Genomic DNA, 18,079 nt, shown 5'->3' with positions numbered 1-18,079 from the left:
GATGCGTTTTACATTCTGTTCAACCGTCTACCTGGGTAAGGGCAACGCTCAGCTTCGCTACATCTGCTGTCGTTCCTGGCGGCTTGGCGTTGTTCGTGGGCAAGCAAAGTGATTCTACACGGTAACTCCAATGTGTATAGTGACGTGTGGAAAAAGTTTTGTTTCCGCTGAACAAATACACAATGATCTGTTGTTTTCTGTCGAAAACCCAGCTGCCACGGGGGATGTTTCGACCATTTAGTTGATCCACCTCACCCACATATCCTGGCGGTGCGTGTTCAAGAAGCGCGACCGGATTGCTGCCGACCAGGGCTTGCAGCCTTCCCGTGTCGCCGGCCAGGGCCGCTTCCATGATCTTGCCGGCCAGGGCCGTGCGCATGGCCGCCACCTGGAATCGCACGCCGGCCAGTTCGGCCTCGGCCCGGTAGCGCAGCACGTAATGCAGCAGCACGCCCGCCAGCACGCTGAACACCATGGCGCAGATGGCGAATTCGAAGCGCGTGGCGCCGCGCGCCCGCTGGACGGCGGCGGCCACCATCAGTGCAGCGCGGCCTTGCCCAGGTTCCAGATCGGCAGGAAGATGCCCAGCGCCAGGATCAGGACCATGACACCGAGGAAGGTGATCAGGATGGGTTCGATCTGCGCGGCCAGTGTCTTCAGTTCGTAGTCCACTTCCCGCTCGTACAGCAGCGCGATCTCGTCCATCAGGTCGTCCAGCGAACCCGATTCCTCGCCCACGGCGATCATCTGCAGCACGATGGGGGTGAATATGCCGGCCGCGACCGACGTGCGCAGGATGCTCTCACCCCGTTCGACGCTGTCGCGCATGCTCTCGACGCGCTGGCTCAGGTGCGCATTGTCGACGGTCTGCGACACCACCGTCAGGGCTTGCACGATCGGCACTCCGCTCTTGGACGACAGCGCGAAACTGCGCGCGAAGCGGGCCATGGTGGCCTTGTGGATGATCTTGCCGGCCACGGGCAGCTTCAGCTTCCAGCGGTCCCAGCGCAGCAAACCCAGCGGCGTGCGCACCCAGCCGCGCAGCGCGAAGCCGGCCACCGCAGCCGCGCCGAGCATGATGTACCAGTATTGCGTGGTGAAGTTCGACGTGGCGATGAGGATCCGCGTCATCAGCGGCAGCTCGGCCTTGAAACTCTGGAACACCTGCACGAACTGGGGAATCACGAACATGTTGACGATGAACATGGCAATCACCATCGCGATCACCACGAACATCGGATAGCGCAGCGCGCTTTTCACCTTGCCGCGCATGTCGCGGTCGAATTCCAGGTGGTCGTACAGCCGCAGCATGACTTCGTCGAGCCGGCCCGTCATTTCGCCCACGCGCACCATGGACAGATAGAAATTATTAAAGACGGTCGGGTGGTTGCGCATCGAGATCGACAGTTCGCGGCCGGCGTCGAGCGATTCGCGCAGGTCGCGGATCACCTTCGCAAAGGCGGGCGACACGGCCGATTCCTGCAGGCCCGCCAGGCCGCGCATGATCGGCACGCCGGCCTTGAGCAGCGTGTACATCTGGCGCGAAAACAGTTGCACGTCGAGCGGCGTGACCTTTTTTTCCCGCAGCCGGGCCCAGGTGGACTGGCCGCCGCCCTTGGCCGGGGCGCGCGTGGGCGAGATGTCGACCGGGGTGGCTCCCGATCCCATCAGCTGGTCCGCCACGGCCGCCGAATCGACGGCTTCCAGCACACCCTGCATCAGCTCGCCGCGCGTATCGCGCGCCTTGTAGGCAAAATAAGGCATCAATCCTCTTGCTGGTTACTGATCCGCATGGCTTCGGAAATCGTGGTGCGGCCCTGCACCACCAGCTGCACGCCATGGCGGCGCAGCGTCTGCCCCGCCATTTCGCGGGCGGCCGCCTTCAGGAAGTGCGCCGGGTCCGGGTCGTTGGCGGCATCGACGACGGCGTTCGTCATTTCCAGCAGTTCATACACGCCGGTCCGGCCGCGGTAGCCCATGCCATTGCAATGCGAACAACCCTTGCCATGGAAATAGCGGGCCATGTCGACCTTGTCGTTCAGTTCCAGGCTCAGCCATTCGCGCTCGGTGGGCGTCGGCGTGTACGGTTCCGTGCAGCTTTCGCAGATCACGCGCACCAGGCGCTGGGCCAGCACGGCCTGCAGCGAACTGGCCACCATGTAGCGCGGCACGCCCATGTCCATCAGGCGCAGCGGCGTGCTGGCGGCATCGTTGGTGTGCAGCGTGGACAGCACAAGGTGGCCCGTCATGGCGGCGCGCAGGCCGATCTGCGCCGTTTCCTGGTCGCGCATCTCGCCCACCAGCACCACGTCGGGATCCTGCCGCAGCGCCGAGCGCAGCACACGGGCGAAGTTCAGCTCGATCTTCTCATTGACCTGCACCTGGTTGATGCCGGGCAGCCGGTACTCGACCGGGTCTTCCACGGTGATGAGCTTTTTTTCCACGGAATTGAGTTCCGCCAGCGCGCTGTACAGCGTGGTGGTCTTGCCGGAACCGGTCGGCCCCGTCACCAGCACCAGGCCGTTCGGCCGCTGCACGATGGCGCGGAACTTTTCCATCAGCGGGCGCGGCATGCCGATCGCATCGAGCCGCAGGTTGGTGCTGCCCTGCGACAGCAGACGCATGACGATGGATTCGCCGTACTGCGTGGGCATGGTCGAGATACGCACGTCGATGCGGGTATTCTTGACGCGCACGGCGAAGCGGCCATCCTGCGGCAGCCGCTTTTCCGAGATGTCGAGCTCCGACATCAGCTTCAGGCGCAGCGCCAGCGCGGCCGCGATCTTGATGTCGGCCTGGGTCTGCAGGTGCAGCACGCCGTCGATGCGGAAGCGGATGTGCAGCCGGGCTTCCTGCGGTTCGATGTGGATGTCCGAGGCGCGCACCTGGGCGGCATCGTCGAACACCGATTGCAGCAGTTTCACCACCGGCGCTTCTTCCAGCCCCGGATTGGCGGCCAGCGCACCGAAGTCGACGGACACATCGCCCATCTCTTCTTCCAGCTCGCGCGCAAGGTCGGTGATGTCGTCGGTACGGCGGTAGATGCGGTCGATCGCGGCCAGCACCTCGGTTTCGTTGACGACGGCCAGTTCGACGTTCTGCTTGACGATGCGGGCGATCTCGTCGTACGCGAACAGGTCGGTCGGGTCTGAAATGCCCACCAGCATGCCCGAATCGCGCTGCTCCAGCACCAGCGCACGGAAGCGCCGCGCCTGCGTTTCCGGCAGCAGGCGCACCAGGTCAGGGTTGATGTTGTAGAACTTGAGGTTGATGTACGGAATGTTCAGCTGGCGCGCCAGCGCGCCGGCGATCTGCTCTTCCGTGACATATCCGCTGTCGATGAACACGCGGCCCAGCTTGCGTCCGCTGCGCTTCTGCTCCGCCAGTGCCAGGCCGAGCTGTTCCTCGGACAGCAGTTTTTGCTGCACCAGAATTTCCCCGAGCCTTACCTTTTCCGGCCTTGCCATATGCGCGCATCTCCCATGTTGCGGTACATCAAGTAATTAACCGTCGATTGTAGAACGAAAGGTTGCCCATGGGCTAGAAAATACCGGTCCGGCACTGGCGTGCGGCGTCGGTTCTTTGCTACAGTGCCGAATCGTCAATGTCAGCGTCCATGTCACAATCCCATCGAATGCCCGAACCCGCCCTGTGTTTCCGGCACGTCGCCCGGCAGCAAGGCGGCCGCGCCGTGCTGGCCGGCGTCGACCTGGCGCTGGCGCCGGGCGAGATCCTCGGCCTGGCGGGCGTCAACGGCGCCGGCAAGACCACGCTGCTGCGCTGCCTGCTGGACTTTTGCGCCATCGACAGCGGCGACATCGCGATCTTCGGCGTTCCTCATGCGCGGCCCGCCGCGCGCCAGCCGCTGGCCTATCTCCCCGAGCGCTTCAATCCGCCCGCCCACCTCACCGGCGGCGAATTCCTCACTCAAGTGCAGGCACTGCATGGCCAGCGCGCCGATGCCGGCGCCACCGCGGCAATGCTGCGTGCGCTGGACCTCGATGCCGCCGCGCTGCGCCGCACCGCGCGCCACTATTCGAAAGGCATGACGCAGAAGCTGGGCCTGGCCGCCACGCTGCTGCTCGACAAGCGCCTGTACGTGCTGGACGAACCGGCCAGCGGCCTCGATCCGCAGGCGCGCGCCCTGTTCAAGCGCGCCGTGCTGGCCCGCCGCGCGGCCGGCGCCGCAGTATTGCTCACCTCGCACGCGCTGGCCGATCTCGGCGAACTGTGCGACCGGATCGCGATCCTGCATGGCGGGCGCATCCGCTTTGCCGGCACGCCCGCGGAATGCATCGGCCAGTTCGGCGCCGCGGACCTGGAAGCGGCGTTCCTGGACGCGGTTGCATGATGTACTTTACCCACTTCGGCCTGCGGCAGGCGCCGTTCTCGATCACGCCCGACCCCGCCTTCTTCTATGGCGGCAACCAGCGCGGCGACATGCTGGCGGCGCTGCTGTACGCGGTGGCGCAGGGCGAAGGCATCGTCAAGGTCACGGGCGAGGTCGGCAGCGGCAAGACCATGCTGTGCCGCATGCTCGAGCGCCGCCTGCCGCCCCACGTGGACGTGCTGTGGCTGGTCAATCCGAGCCTGGCGCCGGGCGCGGTGCCGTACGCGATCGCCGCCGAACTGGGGCTCGACGCCTCGGGCCGGCGCGGCGACCAGGTGCTGCGCCAGCTGAACGACGAACTGATCGCGCGGCACGCGGACGGCCGCCAGGTGCTGCTGCTGGTCGAGGAAGCGCAGGCCATGCCGCTCGAATCGCTGGAAGCGGTGCGCCTGCTGACGAACCTGGAAACGGCGCGCCACAAGCTGCTGCAGATCGTGCTGTTCGGCCAGCCCGAGCTCGATGCGCACCTGGCCCTGCCGCGCATGCGGCAGCTGGCCGAGCGCATCACGCACAGCTTTTTCGTGCCGGCCCTGCCGCCGGACCAGGTCGGCGCTTTCCTGGCCTTCCGGCTGCGCGCCGCCGGCCATCCGGACGGCGGCTTGTTTACCGCAGCGTCAACGCGGCGCATCGCGCGCGCGTCACGCGGTATCATTCGCCGTATCAACGTCCTTGCCGACAAGGCCTTGCTGGCCGCGTATGCGGACGATGCCAACACCGTGCAGGTGCGCCATGTGCGGCTGGCCGAGCGGGAATGCGGGTTCGTGCGGGCCCGCCCGGCGCTGCCGGCTCCCGGCCGCCGCGCAGCCGGGGTGCTTGCCATCGTGCTTGCCATCGCGGCCCTCGCCGCGGTCGCCACGGCCGCGGTACTGGCCACGGCGCGGAGTATGGGCTTTTGAGGCGCGGGCTTTTGAGGCGCGGGCTTTCGAGGCGCGGGCTTTCGAGGCGCAAGTTTGAACGCGGCTGTTGAACGGTACGTGGTCGCGGCATGCGGCCGGCACGTGATCGCGGCACGTGATGGCGGGAGCGATCCCCCAGTATTTGCACATCCGTTCGTTTTATAAGATTATGATCGCCCCTGTAAACTCACTTCCGGCAAACATAACAATGAAAAAAGTCGCGGCCACCGTGCTCTGTTCGCTGCTTGGCGCATGCGCCGCGCCCAGGCTGCCGGTCTCGCCGGCCCACGTCACCGAAGCGCCGCGCCCCGCCGGCGCGATTCCCGACCCGGTGCAGCAAAGCGCCGTGCTGCCCGCTCCCCAGGCGGCGCCCAGGGCGGAAACGTTCAGTGTGACCGTGCACCGCGCCCCGGTGGAATCGGTGCTGTTCGCGCTGGCGCGCGATGCCGGCATGAATGTCGACGTGCACCCGGCGATTACCGGCGTGGTCACGCTGAATGCGCTCGACCAGACCCTGCCGCAATTGCTGGACCGGATCTCCCGGCAGGTGGACATGCGCTACGAGATCGATGGCGCCACGCTGCTGGTGCTGCCGGACGAGCCGCACTGGCGCAACTACCGCATCGACTACGTGAACATCGCGCGCACCACCAACAGCAACGTCAGCATCGCCACGCAGATTTCCACCACGGGCGGCGGCAGCGCCGGTACCAGCTACACGGGGTCGAACACGGGCACCGGCACGATCGCCGGCGCGGGCACCTCGCTCTCGCCGGGCAACAACAATTCGACCACCTCGGTGGCCAACCGGGCCGACAACAATTTCTGGTACAACCTGGAAAAGAACATCCGCGACATGCTGCGGCCCACCAACCTGAACGATCCGCTGGCCGATCCGCTGGCGCAGTTGCGCGAGCAGACCGCCATGCAGGGCCAGCAGCCCGGCGGGCAGCAGCCGGGCCAAGCCGGCCAGCCGGGCCAGCAGGGCCAGCCGCAGGCCGGACAGTTCGGCAACGGCCAGCCAGGCACATACCAGCCGGCATTCTCGCCGGCCGGCGGCGCCACCCAGCCGGCCGATGCCGGCTATCCCGGCGTGCAGGCCGGCGCGGCGCAAGGCCGTGCCGCCGCGCAGCGCACCGCGCCCTCCGTGATCGTCAACCCGGAAGGCGGCATCGTCACCGTGCGCGCCAGCAGCCGGCAGCACGACAGGGTGCGCGAGTTCCTCGATACGCTGCAGGCCGCCGCCAAGCGGCAGGTGATGATCGAGGCCACGATCCTCGAGGTGCGCCTGTCCGACCAGTACCAGCAGGGCATCAACTGGCAGCGCATCGCCAGCGGCGGCGCGGTGTTCGGGCAGGGCAACCCGAATCCGGACAGCCTGCCGCTGACCCGCGGAGAGGCCAACCTCGACGGCATGTTCAGCCTGACCTACTTCAATCCGATGAGCGCCATCGGCAACATCAGGACGGCCATCCAGCTGCTGGAATCGTACGGCAAGGTCCACGTGCTTTCCAGCCCGAAGCTGTCCGTACTGAACAACCAGACAGCGCTGTTGAAAGTGGTGGACAACAGCATCTTCTTCACGCTGAAGGTCACGCCGGCCGTCACCAATTCGTCGGGCGGCGTGTCGGCACCGGCCACCTACGAATCGCGCGTGGAGACCGTGCCGGTCGGCTTCGTGATGAGCGTGACCCCGCAGATCTCCGAAGACGGCGAAGTCACGCTGAACGTGCGGCCCACCATCACGCGCGTGGTCGGCGAAGTGGCGGATCCGAACCCGGAACTGAAGCGGCTGGACGTGACCAGCACAGTGCCGGTGATCCAGGCGCGCGAACTGGAATCGGTGATGAAGCTGCACAGCGGCCAGACGGCCGTGATGGGCGGGCTCATGCAGGATTCGGTCGACAACAGGCGCGATGGCCTGCCGCTGCTGTCGCGCGTGCCCCTGCTGGGCAACCTGCTGTCCTACCGCGACGAAAGCGTGTCGAAGACCGAACTGGTGATCTTCCTGCGCGCCGTCGTGGTGCGCGACGCCAGCATGGAAGGCGACTACCAGGACCTGCGCTACCTGCTGCCCGGCAAGGATGCGCTGAACAAGACGCCGTATGGCCCCACCGCGGGCCAGGCCGTGCCGACGGGGACACCATGAGCCTGCTGATGCAAGCGTTGAAGAAAGCCGAGCGCGCACGGCAAAGCGGCCTGCAGGAAGAAGACTTGCCGGACAACGGACACGACACCGTGGATGACACGGTGGCGGGCGGCGTGCCGCGGCGCACTCCCGACCTGGACGCAGGCATGCCGGATATCCCGCCGGCCCGCGCGCCGGGATCGACCAGCGGGCCGCTGGAACTGAGCCTGGAGCCGCTCGACGCCCCGCCGGCGCGGGCGGACGCATCGCAAGCCCAGGCACCGCAAACCGAAGCACGGCAAACCGAAGCAGCGCGGGCGGAAGCGTTGCATTCCGATACCCTGCGTGCCGACCCGCCGCTGCCGCCACCGCCGCCGGCGATCGAACCGGCCGTCGAGGCATCGCATAATCCGGTACCGCCCCAGGCACGCCATGAAGGCGGGCGGGTGCGCGGCGATGCCGGCGAGATTCCCGTCCGGGATGCCCGCGCGGCCCCCCGGCCCGCCCCGGTGGGCGCCGACACCCGGCGCGGCCCGGGGGCGCCCGAACGCCGGGCGGTACCGCGCAGCGCGCCGGTGCAGGCGGATGCCGCGTCGGGCATCGACCTGCCGCGGCTGCGGATCGCCGGCCTGGCCGGCGTGCTGGTGATGATCGCCGGCACGTTCGGCTACCTGTACTGGCAAGCCGTCAACGGCCCGGGACCGGGCGCCAGCCTGCCCATGGTGCCGATGCCGCCGCCCAGCGCCACCGGCGCCACCACGGCCGGCGGCGATCTCGGCATCGTCGTCGCGCCGAGCGGCGCACCGTTCGGCGCGCTGGGCACGCCCGCGCCCGCCGCCGACACCGCCGCCGTGCCGCCGCCCATCGACCCCGCCGCTCCCCCGGCACCGGCACCAGTCGCGCCACCAGTAGCGCCATCAGCAGCACCGGTGGTGGCGGCGCCGGCCACCACGCGGGCGCCGGGCGCTGCGCCGCGTGCCAGCCGCCCCGCGCCGCTGGCCGGCCCCACCCCGGCGCAACTGGCGGCCATCGAGGATCCCGAGATCCGCCGTGAAGCGATGCGCGACGCTATGGAACGTGCCGGGCGCATGGAACAGATGGGCGAGGCGCCCGGCGCGGCAGGCGCATTCGGCGAGCCGGACGGCGCCGCCGCGGCGCCGGCAGCGTCCACGTCCACGGCCCCGGCCGCCGCCGAGGCCAACGGCCGGGGCGACGTGCAGGTGGCGCGCGGCGCATCCAGCCCCGCCATCCATCCCGCGGTGCAGGCCGGCTATGCCGCGTTCGCGGCCGGCGACCTGGCCGCCGCGGGGCGGCAGTACGCCACCGCGCTGCGCAACGATCCGAACAACCGCGACGCGCTGCTCGGCAGTGCCGCCATCGCCGCGCGTGAACGGCGCGACGACGATGCCGCGCGTTCCTACCTGCGCCTGCTGTCAAACAATCCGCGCGACGCGGAAGCCATCGCCGGCCTGACGGCGCTGCGGCCGGGCGATGGCGACCGTGCCGAGGTGCGCCTGAAAGGCGTGTTGCGCGACAATCCGGATGCCGCGCCGGTGCACTTTGCGCTCGGCAATCTGTATGCCCGCCAGCGCCGCTGGCAGGAAGCACAGCAGGCGTATTTCCATGCCTGGTCCGCCGCGCCCGCCAACGCCGACTATGCGTTCAACCTGGCCGTGGGCCTGGACCGGCTGAACCAGGCCCGCCTGGCCAGCCAGTATTACCAGCGCGCGCTGGCGCTGGCCGCCAGCGGCGCCGCCGCCTTCGACCGCGCCGCGGTCCAGCGCCGGCTGGCCGAGCTGTCCGCCGCCCAGGCGCCCGCGACGGCGGCGGCGGCCGATCCCGCCGCCATGGCCGCCCCGGCACCGGCGTCCGCCCCCGCACCGGCGTCCGCGCCGGCCGCTCCGGGGAATTGAGCGCGATGGCGGAACGCATCAAGCAACCGATCGGCAAGCTGCTGATCGACAAGGGCGTCATCAGCGAAGACCAGCTGCGCATCGCACTGATCGAGCAAAAGCGCGAACGCGAACCGCTCGGCAAGCTGCTGGTCGGCATGGGCTTCGTGACCGAGGCCACGATCCGCGAAGCGCTGTCGGAAAACCTCAACACGCAGTCGGCCGACCTGAACAGCCTGGTCGTCGACGCCATCGCGCTGAAGCTGATTCCCAAGGACGTGGCGAAGCGCTACAGCGTGTTCCCCATCGTCTACGAGCGCGAGCGCGACAACCTGGTGCTGGCCATGTCCAACACCAGCAATATCGTGGCGCTGGACCAGATCCACGCGATGCTGGTCAAGGGCATCACGATCACGCCCCTGCTGGTCAACGACTCCGACATCGCCCGCGCGATCGACCAGTACTACGGCTTCGAACTGTCGATCGACGGCATCCTGCACGAGATCGAGACGGGCGACGTGACGTACCAGGGCACGTCCGACGAGTACAGCCACCCGATGGTACGGCTGATCGACGCGCTGCTAGCCGACGCGGTGCAGAACGGCGCGTCGGACGTGCACTTCGAGCCGGAACAGAGTTTCCTGCGCATCCGCTACCGCATCGACGGCATCCTGCGCCAGATCCGCAGCCTGCACAAGTCGTACTGGCCGGCCATGGCCGTGCGGCTGAAGGTGATCAGCAACATGAACATCGCCGAGACCCGCGCGCCGCAGGATGGCCGCATCTCCATCAAGTTTTCCGGCCGCCAGATCGACTTCCGCGCCAGCGCGCAGCCGACCACGCACGGCGAGAATTTCGTGCTGCGCGTGCTGGACCGCCAGAAAGGCATCGTGCCGCTCGATGGCCTTGGCCTGGCCGAGCACGAGCTGGACCTGCTGCGCCTGATGATCGCCCGCCCCGATGGCCTGATCCTCGTCACCGGCCCGACCGGCAGCGGCAAGACCACCACGCTGTACTCGATCCTGAACCACATCAATACCGAGGGCGTCAACATCATGACGCTGGAAGACCCGGTCGAGTACCCGATGAACATGATCCGCCAGACCTCGGTCAACGAGTCGGCCAAGCTGGGCTTCGCCGACGGCATCCGCTCGATCCTGCGCCAGGACCCGGACGTGATCCTGGTCGGCGAAATCCGCGACAAGGAAACCGCCGACATGGCGCTCGCGGCGGCGATGACGGGCCACCAGGTCTATTCGACACTGCACACCAACTCCGCGGTGGGAGCGATTCCCCGCCTGCTCGACATCGGCGTGATCGCCGACGTGCTGGCCGGGAACATCATCGGCATCATCGCCCAGCGCCTGGTGCGGCGCCTGTGCATGCATTGCCGCGAAGGCTTCGAAGCCGATGCGCTGGAACGGCGCCTGCTGGGGCTCGGCGAGGAAGATCCGCCGGCGACCATCTACAGGGCGGTGGGCTGCGAGCGCTGCGCCCACCAGGGCTACAAGGGCCGCGTGGCGATCATGGAACTGCTGAAGATGAACGCCGAGCTCGACGAACTGGTCGCGCGCCGCGCCGCCGTGCGCGAATTGCGCGCCGCCGCGCGCGCCGCCGGCTTCCGCTCGCTGGTCGACGACGGCATGCGCCGTGTGCTGCAGGGCGCCACGACCATCGACGAGATCTCGCGCGTGGTCGACCTGACCGACAGGCTGGCCTGACATGCCGCAGTACATCTACCGTGCCATGGATACCGCCGGCCAGATCGTGCCCGGCAATATGGATGCGCTGAACGTGCCGGACCTGGAGCTGCGCCTGTCCAGGATGGACCTGGACCTGATCGACTACCGGCAGTCGCGCCAGAAGGTCATCGCGCTGGGGCGCCGGCGCATCGACCGGCGCGACCTGATCAATTTCTGCTTCCACATGGAGCAGATGTCCAGCGCCGGCGTGCCGATCCTCGATGCGCTGAACGACCTGCGCGAATCGATGGACCATCCGCGCTTCCGCGAGATCATCACCGACCTGATCGAGAACATCGAGGGCGGCGTGCCATTGTCGGCCGCGCTGGGCAACTACCCGGAAGCGTTCGACCAGACCTTCACCAGCCTGGTGCGGGCGGGCGAGGAAAGCGGCAAGGTCAACGAAGTGTTCCGCAACCTGGCCGACAGCCTGAAATGGCAGGACGAACTGGCCGCCCAGACCAAGAAGATCGTCACCTACCCGGCCATCGTGCTGGTAGTGGTCACGGCGGTCACGTTCTTCCTGATGATCTACCTGGTGCCGCAGCTGACCAGTTTCATCCGCAACATGGGGCAGGAACTGCCGCTGCATACCCGCGCGCTGATCGCCGTGTCGAACGTGTTCATCGACTACTGGTTCGCGCTGCTGGCCGCGCCGGTGGCGGCGTGGTTCGCCGGCCGGTGGTGGCTGCGCCGCGACGAACGGGCCGCGTTCGCGTTCGACCGCGCCAAGCTGCGCGCCTGGCCGGTGGGGCCGGTGCTGCACAAGATCATCCTGGCGCGCTTCGCCACCTTCTTCGCCATGATGTACGGCTCGGGCATCACGATCCTCGAATGCATCCGGCTGTCCGAGGGGATCGCCGGCAACCGCGCCGTGGCGGCCGCGCTGCGCCGCGTGGCCCAGCTCATTTCCGAGGGCCAGAGCGTCAGCGGCGCGTTCGGCCATACCGGCCTGTTCCCGCCGCTGGTGGTGCGCATGCTGAAGGTGGGCGAAGCCACCGGCGCGCTCGACGGCGCGCTGCGCAACGTGGCCTACTTCTACAATCGCGAAGTGCGCGAACAGATCGAACGGGTGCAGGCCATGATCGAACCGACCATGACGGTGGTGCTGGGCCTGCTGCTGGGCTGGATCATGCTGTCCGTGCTCGGCCCGATCTACGACACGATCAGCGCGATCAGGATCTGACATGTTGGCCAAACAGCTTTTCTATCTCACCAGCGACCAGTTGCATGCCTGGCAATGGCAGCGCAATACGCTGTTCGGGCCGCACATCTTCCCCGCCACCCGGGCGGGCCTGAACGATTTCCTCGCTTACCTGGACCGGCACGGCAACCGCCCCGGCTACCTGTTGACCGACCTGATCGAGGAAGACTACACGCGGCTACTGCTGCCCCACGTGCGCGGCCGCGCGGGACGCAAGCTGCGCGAGCGCCGGCTGGTCCAGCACTATCGCGACACGCCCTACCGCGCCGCACTGGTGCAGGGGCGCAGCGACGAAGGCCGGCGCGACGACGAGGTGCTGTTCACCGCGCTGACCAACCCGCTGCTGCTGACGCCGTGGGTGGATGCGATGGAGCTGATGCAGACGCCGCTGGCCGGCATCTACTCGTGCGCCATGCTGGGCCGCGACGTGCTGCACCGGCTGGCGATGCGCCATCGCCACGTGCTGCTGGCGAGCTGGCACACGGCCGGCCTGCGGCAGACCTACTTCCTGCGCGGCGCCGTGAAGTTCTCGCGCCTGGTGCAGGCCACGCCCGAGGAAGCGCAGCTGCATGCCGTGGCCACGCAGACCGCCCGCACCCAGCAATTCCTGGGCAGCGTGCGCCTGCTGGCGCGCGGCGACGTGCTGCACGTGCTGGTGCTGGCCGCGCCCGACCAGGTCGAGCGCCTGGCGGCGGAATGCACCAACACGGCCGAAACGATCTACCACATCGTGCCCCTGGACACGGCGGCCACCGCGCTGCACGTGGGCGGCGCGGCGCAGGGCGTGGCGGCGCACGTGGCCGAGCCCACGCTGCTGGCCATGCTGGCCCGCAATCCGCCGGCCAGCCACTATCCGACCGGCGCCGCGGGCAACTATTACCGGCTGCTGCAGGCCCGCCTGTCGCTGTACGCATCGAGCGCGGTGCTAGCCACCGCCGGCGTAGTCTGGTCGATCCTGAACCTGGCCAGCTACACGCTGGCGCACGGCAGTGCCGAGGGCTTCCGCTCCGAGACCGCGCACTACCGCGCCAACTACGACCGCAGCATGTCGAGCATGCCGCCGGCCGCCGACAAGACCGCCAACATGCGCGCCGCGGTATCGATCGACCGTACCGTGGCCAGGCAGGGCCCGTGGCCGGTGGCCATGATGCGCATGGTCAGCGGCGCGCTCGAGCAGTCGCCGCAGGTCCGCATCTCCCGGCTCGACTGGCGCGCCGACGTGCCCGGCGCGCCCCGCGGGCCGATAGTGGGTGGCGCGGGCGGCGCGAGCGGCACGGCCGGCACGCCGGCACTGGCCGCGCCCACCTCGTCGCTGGCGCTGGGCATCCCGAAGTCGCCGCCGCAAAAGCTGCGCGTGGAGGCCGAGGTCCTGTCCGCGCGCAACGACTACCGCAAGGTGCTCGGCGAAATGAACGTGTTCGCGCAGCGGCTGGCCAGCATTCCGAACGTGACCGTGGAGATCGTGCAGCTGCCGTTCGATATCCGGCCCACGCAGAAGCTGTCCGGCACCGTCGGGGCCCCCGCCGCCGGCCAGGAACAGAACAAATTCACCCTGGACTTGACATGGACGCCCTGAGTACCCGCGCCGCCGCGCGCAGCGCCGGCATCCGCCTGCCGCTGCCGTACTGGGTGCGCGATTTCGCCCTGGTACGCCCCGCCGTGATGACCTTCGTCATCACGGCCGGCATCAGTTTCACGTGCGTGCTGGCCAGCTACCTGCAGCTCGAGCAGGCCCGCGAGGACGAGCGGCAGGCGCATGCGATGCGCGACGCGGCGCGCAAGCGCTTCCTGTACGCCGAATCGGAAAAGCAGGAAATCCGCGCCTACCAGCCGCTGTTCGTGGAACTGCAGCGCCGGCACTTCGTCGGCACCGAGAGCCGGCTGGACTGGGTCGATGCGATCCGGCAGATCCAGGAGCGCCGCCGGCTGCTGCCGCTGACCTATGAAATCGAACCGCAGCAACCGTACAAGATCGAGGGCCGGCTGCCGACCGGCGACTACCAGCTGCTGGGCAGCCGGATGACGCTGCACATGGACCTGCTGCACGAGATGGATCTGTTCGCCTTCCTGGGCGACCTGCGGCAGCATGGCGTGTTCACGGTGCAGCAGTGCGACATGCGGCGCACGGCGGGTACCGCCGCGGCCCCGGCGGCGCCCGGTCCGGCGCCGGGCCTGACCGCCGACTGCACGCTGAACTGGCTGACGCTGACGCCCGCCGGGCGCGGCGCGCGGCCCACGGGGAGCCCGCGATGACGAAGCGCCCGCCCGCCCGGCCGATCGCCCTGCCGGCCGCCTTCCATGCCCGCCTGCTGGCCGCCCTGCTGGCCGGCGCCGCGATGGCGCCCGCGGCGGCCCAGTACACCGAACCGGTGCTGGGGCGCCTGTTCACCGCGCCGGACGAGCGCATGCGCCTCGACCGCGACCGCGCCAGCGCGCCCGTGGCCACCGCCACCGCCGCCGAGCCGGCGCAGCAACAGCCGCCGCCGCCCGTGGCCGAAGCGCCGCCGCCGCCCGTGCCGTCGCGGTTGACGGGCGTGGTACGCCGCAGCGACGGCCGGGCCACCGTGTGGATCGACGGCGAGCCGCGCGAAACGACGCTGGGCCGCTACCGGCCGGGCAGCGCGATTCCCGTGGAAACGCCCGGCGGCCGCGTGCTGGTCAAGCCCGGCGATAACATCGGCACGAACGATGGCGCGCCGCCGGATGCGCGCTGACCCGCGGCGCCAGCAAGGCGCGGCGCTGTTGCTGCTGCTGGCCGTGGCCAGCGTGGGCTTTGCCGCCGTGCTGATCTCGGCGTTCGGCCGCAGCGACGTGGAACGCGTGCGGGAACGCCGCACGCTGGCGGTGCTGGCGCAGGCGGCCGATGCGCTGGTGGGCTTCGCCAGCACGCATGGGCGCCTGCCGCGGCCGGCCATCTCGGCCACCGACGGCAACGAGCGCGCCGAGCCCTGCGCCGACGAAGCGGGCTGCAGCGGCTTCCTGCCGTGGGTCACGCTGGGTGTCGACGGCGCCGACAGCTGGGGCAAGCGGCTGCGCTACAGCGTCACGCCGGAGTACACGCTGACCCCGGTGCGGCGCCTGTCCGCCATCGCCACCAAGCGCCTGCTGACCCGCGATGGCGCCGGCAACCTGCGCTACGACGCCGGCCAGGCCGAGTGCCTGATCTACGCCCAATGCCTGCCCGCGGTGGTGTTTTCGCAGGGCCGCAACAACCTCGGCACCAGCGTCGCCGGGCTGCCGCAGGCCAATGGCAGCCCGGGCAACCTGGATGAAATCAACAACGACCTGGCCAGCACGGACTTCATCCGGCGCGCCGGTTCGGCCGATCCCGCCACGCCCGGCGGTCCGTTCGACGACCTGCTGGTCGCGGTTCCCCTGTACACACTGTACGCCCGGATGGCCGCGGCACGCACGCTCCCCTGACCCGCCGCGCATCCTTCCCAACACACCCACCATGACCCATCCTGCACACCATCAACCGGGTTTCACGCTGGTCGAGATCGCCATCGTGCTGGTCGTCGTCGGCCTGCTGGTCGGCGGCCTGATCACGCCGCTGTCGACCCAGCTGGAACAGCGCCGCGTGGCCGATACCCAGCGCGCGATGGAAGAGGCACGCGAGGCGCTGGTCGGCTTCGCGGCCCTGAACGGCTACCTGCCCTGCCCCGCCGTGTCGGCCGCCAACGGCCTGGAAGCGCGCGACGGCGAGCGCTGCGCGGGCGAGCGGCGCGCCGGCTTCCTGCCCTGGGCCACGCTGGGCATGCCCAAGCTCGACAGCTGGGGCCATATCTTCATGTACAGCGTGACGCCCGCCTTCGCCGACAGCGGGGACCGCTTCCGCCTGGCGACCCCGCGCGACATCACGGTGGGCACGCGCGACGCGACCGGCAACCTGGTGCCGGCCACCGCGCCGAACGACATCCCCGCCGTGATCCTGTCGATGGGCAAGAACGGCTACGGCGGCTTCTCGGACCTGGGGGTGCGGGCGGCGGATGCCGGCGCCGGCAACGCCGACGAGAAGGCCAACATGTCGCTGGCCGGCACCGCCTACATCGCCCGCGGGGCCAGCGACAATGCGGCCCTGCCGGGCGGCGCCTACGACGACCTGGTGGTGTGGGTGTCGCCGAACGTGCTGTTCAACCGCCTGATCGCGGCCGGCCGCCTGCCATGATGTCCCGCGCGACGCCTCCCGATGCATCGGCAGGATGCATGGCCCCGGTCCATTCGCGCCGGCGGTGGCCGGCCAAGGATGCCGCGCCGATGAGGTCCAGCCGATGAGGTCCAGCCGATGAGGACTGCGCCGTGAACACCGCCGTGCGCTCGATCGCCACCGGCACGCTGAAGGAAGCGCTGCGCAGCCGCCTGCTGTTGCTGCTGGCCGTGCTGGCGCTGGCCGCCGTCGGCCTGGCCGGCTTCCTGCAGGCCGTGGTGCCGGCCGAGGGCCGCGCCACCAATACGGCGCTGCTGGCCGCCCTGCTGCGCCTGGCCGGCGCCGGCATCGTGGCCACCTTCGCGGTGACGGCCATCGTGCGCGAGCATGCCGACAAGCAGGTCGAGATGCTGCTTGCCCTGCCGTATCCGCGCGCCACCTGGCTGCTCGGCCGGCTGGCCGGCTGCGCCCTGCTGGCGCTGCTGCCGGCGGGCGTGGCCGGCCTGCTGGTCGCCATGGCGGCGCCACCGGCCCAGGCGGCGCTGTGGACCGTGGCACTTCTGGGCGAGCTGTGGATCGTCGCTGCCTTCGCCGTGTTCTGCACGCTCACGCTGCAGCATGCACTGCCGTCGCTGTGCGCCACGGCCGGCTTCTACGTGCTGGCGCGCAGCGTGACGGCGCTGCAGCAGGCCGGCCATGGCGCGCTGCCGGATGCCGGCCAGCGCGTCATCGGCACCGGCACCGACCTCCTGGCATTCGTGCTGCCCCGCCTCGATGCCTTCGCGCGCAGCGACTGGCTGCTGTACGGTACCGGCACCGCGGCCGACCTGGGGTTTGTGGCGCTCCAGAGCCTGGTGTACGTGGCGCTGCTGGCGGGCGCCGCGCTGTTCGACCTGTACCGCAAGGAATTCTGATGGCCCGCCGCGCGCCCGCCGGCATCGCCGCGCTGCTGCTGGCCGCGCTGGCCGCCCAGTGCGCGCTGCACGCCGTGGCGCCCGTGCCTGCGCGATCGGCGCCGGTTTTCGCGATGCCGCCGCCCGGTCCGCCCCTGCCGGATGCCGCGTTGCGCCTGGCCAGCCTGGGCGACGGCCCCACCGCCGCGCGGCTCGTCATGCTGTACCTGCATGCATCCGACGCCGGCATCCCGCTGCGCGAACTCGACTACGGCCACCTGGCCGGCTGGCTCGAGGCGGCGCTGGCGCTCGATCCGCGCAGCAGGCAGCCGCTGGTGGCCGCGGCACAGGTCTACGGCGCGGTGGCCGATCCGGCGCGGGTGCGCATCATGCTCGGTGTCGTCGAACGGGCCTTCGCGGCCGATCCGGCGCGCCGCTGGCCGGACATGGTGCAGGCCGCGCTGCTGGCACGCCACCGCCTGCACGACATGGCGCTGGCGCGGCGCTATGCCCAGGCGCTGCGCCTGCGCGCGCCGCTGGCGCCGGCCTGGGCGCGCCAGCTGGAACTGTTCATCCTGCAGGACATGAATGAGCTCGACAGCGCACGCGCCGTCGCCGGCGCGCTGCTGGCCAGCGGCACGATCACGCACCAGAACGACATCGCCTTCCTGGAGGACAGGCTGCGCGAACTGGAACGGGCCGCATCGCACGGCACACACGGGCAGGTGCGTTAACGCCGCCGGGCCTGTAAGATGTAAACCACGTAAAGCATCAAGGAGTAACAATC

At 69.3% G+C, this 18,079-nt stretch carries 16 protein-coding genes; 13 read left to right on the top strand and 3 right to left on the bottom strand.

All coding sequences use genetic code 11. The features are described 5' to 3' along the window. Positions 1 to 19: 19 nt before the first annotated feature. The 3 genes from OU994_RS15950 to OU994_RS15940 are packed head-to-tail and all read right to left on the bottom strand — an operon-like array spanning position 20 to position 3,467. A complete protein-coding gene (locus OU994_RS15950) occupies positions 20 to 538 on the bottom strand; it encodes a hypothetical protein (protein WP_281606646.1) in 519 nt (172 codons plus the stop codon). Next, positions 538 to 1,764 (bottom strand): type II secretion system F family protein, encoded by a 1,227-nt coding sequence (locus tag OU994_RS15945; protein WP_131146034.1) that lies wholly within the window; start codon positions 1,762 to 1,764, stop codon positions 538 to 540. Before OU994_RS15945 ends, OU994_RS15950 begins: the two co-directional genes overlap by 1 nt. Further along, positions 1,764 to 3,467 carry a GspE/PulE family protein gene (locus OU994_RS15940; protein WP_131146035.1) on the bottom strand — a complete coding sequence of 568 codons (1,704 nt, stop codon included), beginning with the start codon at positions 3,465 to 3,467 and terminating at the stop codon, positions 1,764 to 1,766. Before OU994_RS15940 ends, OU994_RS15945 begins: the two co-directional genes overlap by 1 nt. 167 nt (positions 3,468 to 3,634) lie before the next feature. Between OU994_RS15940 and OU994_RS15935 the strand changes: the two genes are divergently transcribed. From OU994_RS15935 to OU994_RS15875, 13 genes are all read left to right on the top strand, one after another. Beyond that, positions 3,635 to 4,351: an ABC transporter ATP-binding protein gene (locus tag OU994_RS15935; protein WP_281606645.1), complete on the top strand. Its 717-nt coding sequence runs from the start codon at positions 3,635 to 3,637 to the stop codon at positions 4,349 to 4,351. Further along, on the top strand, positions 4,348 to 5,286 hold the full coding sequence (locus tag OU994_RS15930) for an ExeA family protein (protein WP_281606644.1): 939 nt from the start codon (positions 4,348 to 4,350) through the stop codon (positions 5,284 to 5,286). Before OU994_RS15935 ends, OU994_RS15930 begins: the two co-directional genes overlap by 4 nt. Positions 5,287 to 5,494: 208 nt before the next feature. After that, positions 5,495 to 7,435 (top strand): pilus (MSHA type) biogenesis protein MshL, encoded by a 1,941-nt coding sequence (gene mshL, locus OU994_RS15925; protein WP_281606643.1) that lies wholly within the window; start codon positions 5,495 to 5,497, stop codon positions 7,433 to 7,435. Beyond that, positions 7,432 to 9,327 (top strand): tetratricopeptide repeat protein, encoded by a 1,896-nt coding sequence (locus tag OU994_RS15920; RefSeq protein ID WP_281606642.1) that lies wholly within the window; start codon positions 7,432 to 7,434, stop codon positions 9,325 to 9,327. Before mshL ends, OU994_RS15920 begins: the two co-directional genes overlap by 4 nt. Before the next feature lie 5 nt (positions 9,328 to 9,332). Then, a complete protein-coding gene (locus tag OU994_RS15915; protein WP_131146039.1) occupies positions 9,333 to 11,027 on the top strand; it encodes a GspE/PulE family protein in 1,695 nt (564 codons plus the stop codon). A 1-nt stretch (position 11,028) separates the two neighbouring features. Beyond that, positions 11,029 to 12,234: a type II secretion system F family protein gene (locus tag OU994_RS15910; RefSeq protein ID WP_281606641.1), complete on the top strand. Its 1,206-nt coding sequence runs from the start codon at positions 11,029 to 11,031 to the stop codon at positions 12,232 to 12,234. 1 nt (position 12,235) lies between these two features. After that, complete coding sequence (locus tag OU994_RS15905; RefSeq protein WP_281606640.1) at positions 12,236 to 13,828, top strand: hypothetical protein; 1,593 nt, start codon at positions 12,236 to 12,238, stop codon at positions 13,826 to 13,828. Continuing rightward, complete coding sequence (locus OU994_RS15900) at positions 13,816 to 14,505, top strand: hypothetical protein (RefSeq protein ID WP_281606639.1); 690 nt, start codon at positions 13,816 to 13,818, stop codon at positions 14,503 to 14,505. The genes OU994_RS15905 and OU994_RS15900 overlap by 13 nt, the downstream gene beginning before the upstream one ends. Then, the gene (locus tag OU994_RS15895) at positions 14,502 to 14,966 is read left to right on the top strand and encodes a hypothetical protein (protein ID WP_281606638.1); all 465 of its coding nucleotides are present in this window, start codon (positions 14,502 to 14,504) and stop codon (positions 14,964 to 14,966) included. The genes OU994_RS15900 and OU994_RS15895 overlap by 4 nt, the downstream gene beginning before the upstream one ends. Continuing rightward, positions 14,956 to 15,675 carry a hypothetical protein gene (locus OU994_RS15890; protein WP_281606637.1) on the top strand — a complete coding sequence of 240 codons (720 nt, stop codon included), beginning with the start codon at positions 14,956 to 14,958 and terminating at the stop codon, positions 15,673 to 15,675. The genes OU994_RS15895 and OU994_RS15890 overlap by 11 nt, the downstream gene beginning before the upstream one ends. A gap of 31 nt (positions 15,676 to 15,706) precedes the next feature. Further along, the gene (locus OU994_RS15885) at positions 15,707 to 16,420 is read left to right on the top strand and encodes a prepilin-type N-terminal cleavage/methylation domain-containing protein (protein WP_281606636.1); all 714 of its coding nucleotides are present in this window, start codon (positions 15,707 to 15,709) and stop codon (positions 16,418 to 16,420) included. Positions 16,421 to 16,551: 131 nt separating this feature from the next. Continuing rightward, positions 16,552 to 17,313, top strand: coding sequence for an ABC transporter permease subunit (locus OU994_RS15880; protein ID WP_281606635.1), 762 nt, complete (start codon positions 16,552 to 16,554; stop codon positions 17,311 to 17,313). After that, positions 17,313 to 18,026: a hypothetical protein gene (locus OU994_RS15875; RefSeq protein WP_281606634.1), complete on the top strand. Its 714-nt coding sequence runs from the start codon at positions 17,313 to 17,315 to the stop codon at positions 18,024 to 18,026. The genes OU994_RS15880 and OU994_RS15875 overlap by 1 nt, the downstream gene beginning before the upstream one ends. The last annotated feature ends 53 nt before the right edge of the window (positions 18,027 to 18,079 follow it).

The sequence above is a fragment of the Pseudoduganella sp. SL102 genome (assembly GCF_027856995.1).
In the GTDB taxonomy this organism is placed as follows: domain Bacteria; phylum Pseudomonadota; class Gammaproteobacteria; order Burkholderiales; family Burkholderiaceae_D; genus Rugamonas; species Rugamonas albidiflava.
This window is presented reverse-complemented; position numbering and strand designations above follow the sequence as displayed.

Coding starts and splice junctions, on each gene's coding strand:
- OU994_RS15950 (WP_281606646.1), bottom strand. CDS start 538: ATGGTGGCCGCCGCCGTCCAGCGGGCGCGCGGCGCCACGCGCTTCGAA.
- OU994_RS15945 (WP_131146034.1), bottom strand. CDS start 1,764: ATGCCTTATTTTGCCTACAAGGCGCGCGATACGCGCGGCGAGCTGATG.
- OU994_RS15940 (WP_131146035.1), bottom strand. CDS start 3,467: ATGGCAAGGCCGGAAAAGGTAAGGCTCGGGGAAATTCTGGTGCAGCAA.
- OU994_RS15935 (WP_281606645.1), top strand. CDS start 3,635: ATGCCCGAACCCGCCCTGTGTTTCCGGCACGTCGCCCGGCAGCAAGGC.
- OU994_RS15930 (WP_281606644.1), top strand. CDS start 4,348: ATGATGTACTTTACCCACTTCGGCCTGCGGCAGGCGCCGTTCTCGATC.
- mshL (WP_281606643.1), top strand. CDS start 5,495: ATGAAAAAAGTCGCGGCCACCGTGCTCTGTTCGCTGCTTGGCGCATGC.
- OU994_RS15920 (WP_281606642.1), top strand. CDS start 7,432: ATGAGCCTGCTGATGCAAGCGTTGAAGAAAGCCGAGCGCGCACGGCAA.
- OU994_RS15915 (WP_131146039.1), top strand. CDS start 9,333: ATGGCGGAACGCATCAAGCAACCGATCGGCAAGCTGCTGATCGACAAG.
- OU994_RS15910 (WP_281606641.1), top strand. CDS start 11,029: ATGCCGCAGTACATCTACCGTGCCATGGATACCGCCGGCCAGATCGTG.
- OU994_RS15905 (WP_281606640.1), top strand. CDS start 12,236: ATGTTGGCCAAACAGCTTTTCTATCTCACCAGCGACCAGTTGCATGCC.
- OU994_RS15900 (WP_281606639.1), top strand. CDS start 13,816: ATGGACGCCCTGAGTACCCGCGCCGCCGCGCGCAGCGCCGGCATCCGC.
- OU994_RS15895 (WP_281606638.1), top strand. CDS start 14,502: ATGACGAAGCGCCCGCCCGCCCGGCCGATCGCCCTGCCGGCCGCCTTC.
- OU994_RS15890 (WP_281606637.1), top strand. CDS start 14,956: ATGCGCGCTGACCCGCGGCGCCAGCAAGGCGCGGCGCTGTTGCTGCTG.
- OU994_RS15885 (WP_281606636.1), top strand. CDS start 15,707: ATGACCCATCCTGCACACCATCAACCGGGTTTCACGCTGGTCGAGATC.
- OU994_RS15875 (WP_281606634.1), top strand. CDS start 17,313: ATGGCCCGCCGCGCGCCCGCCGGCATCGCCGCGCTGCTGCTGGCCGCG.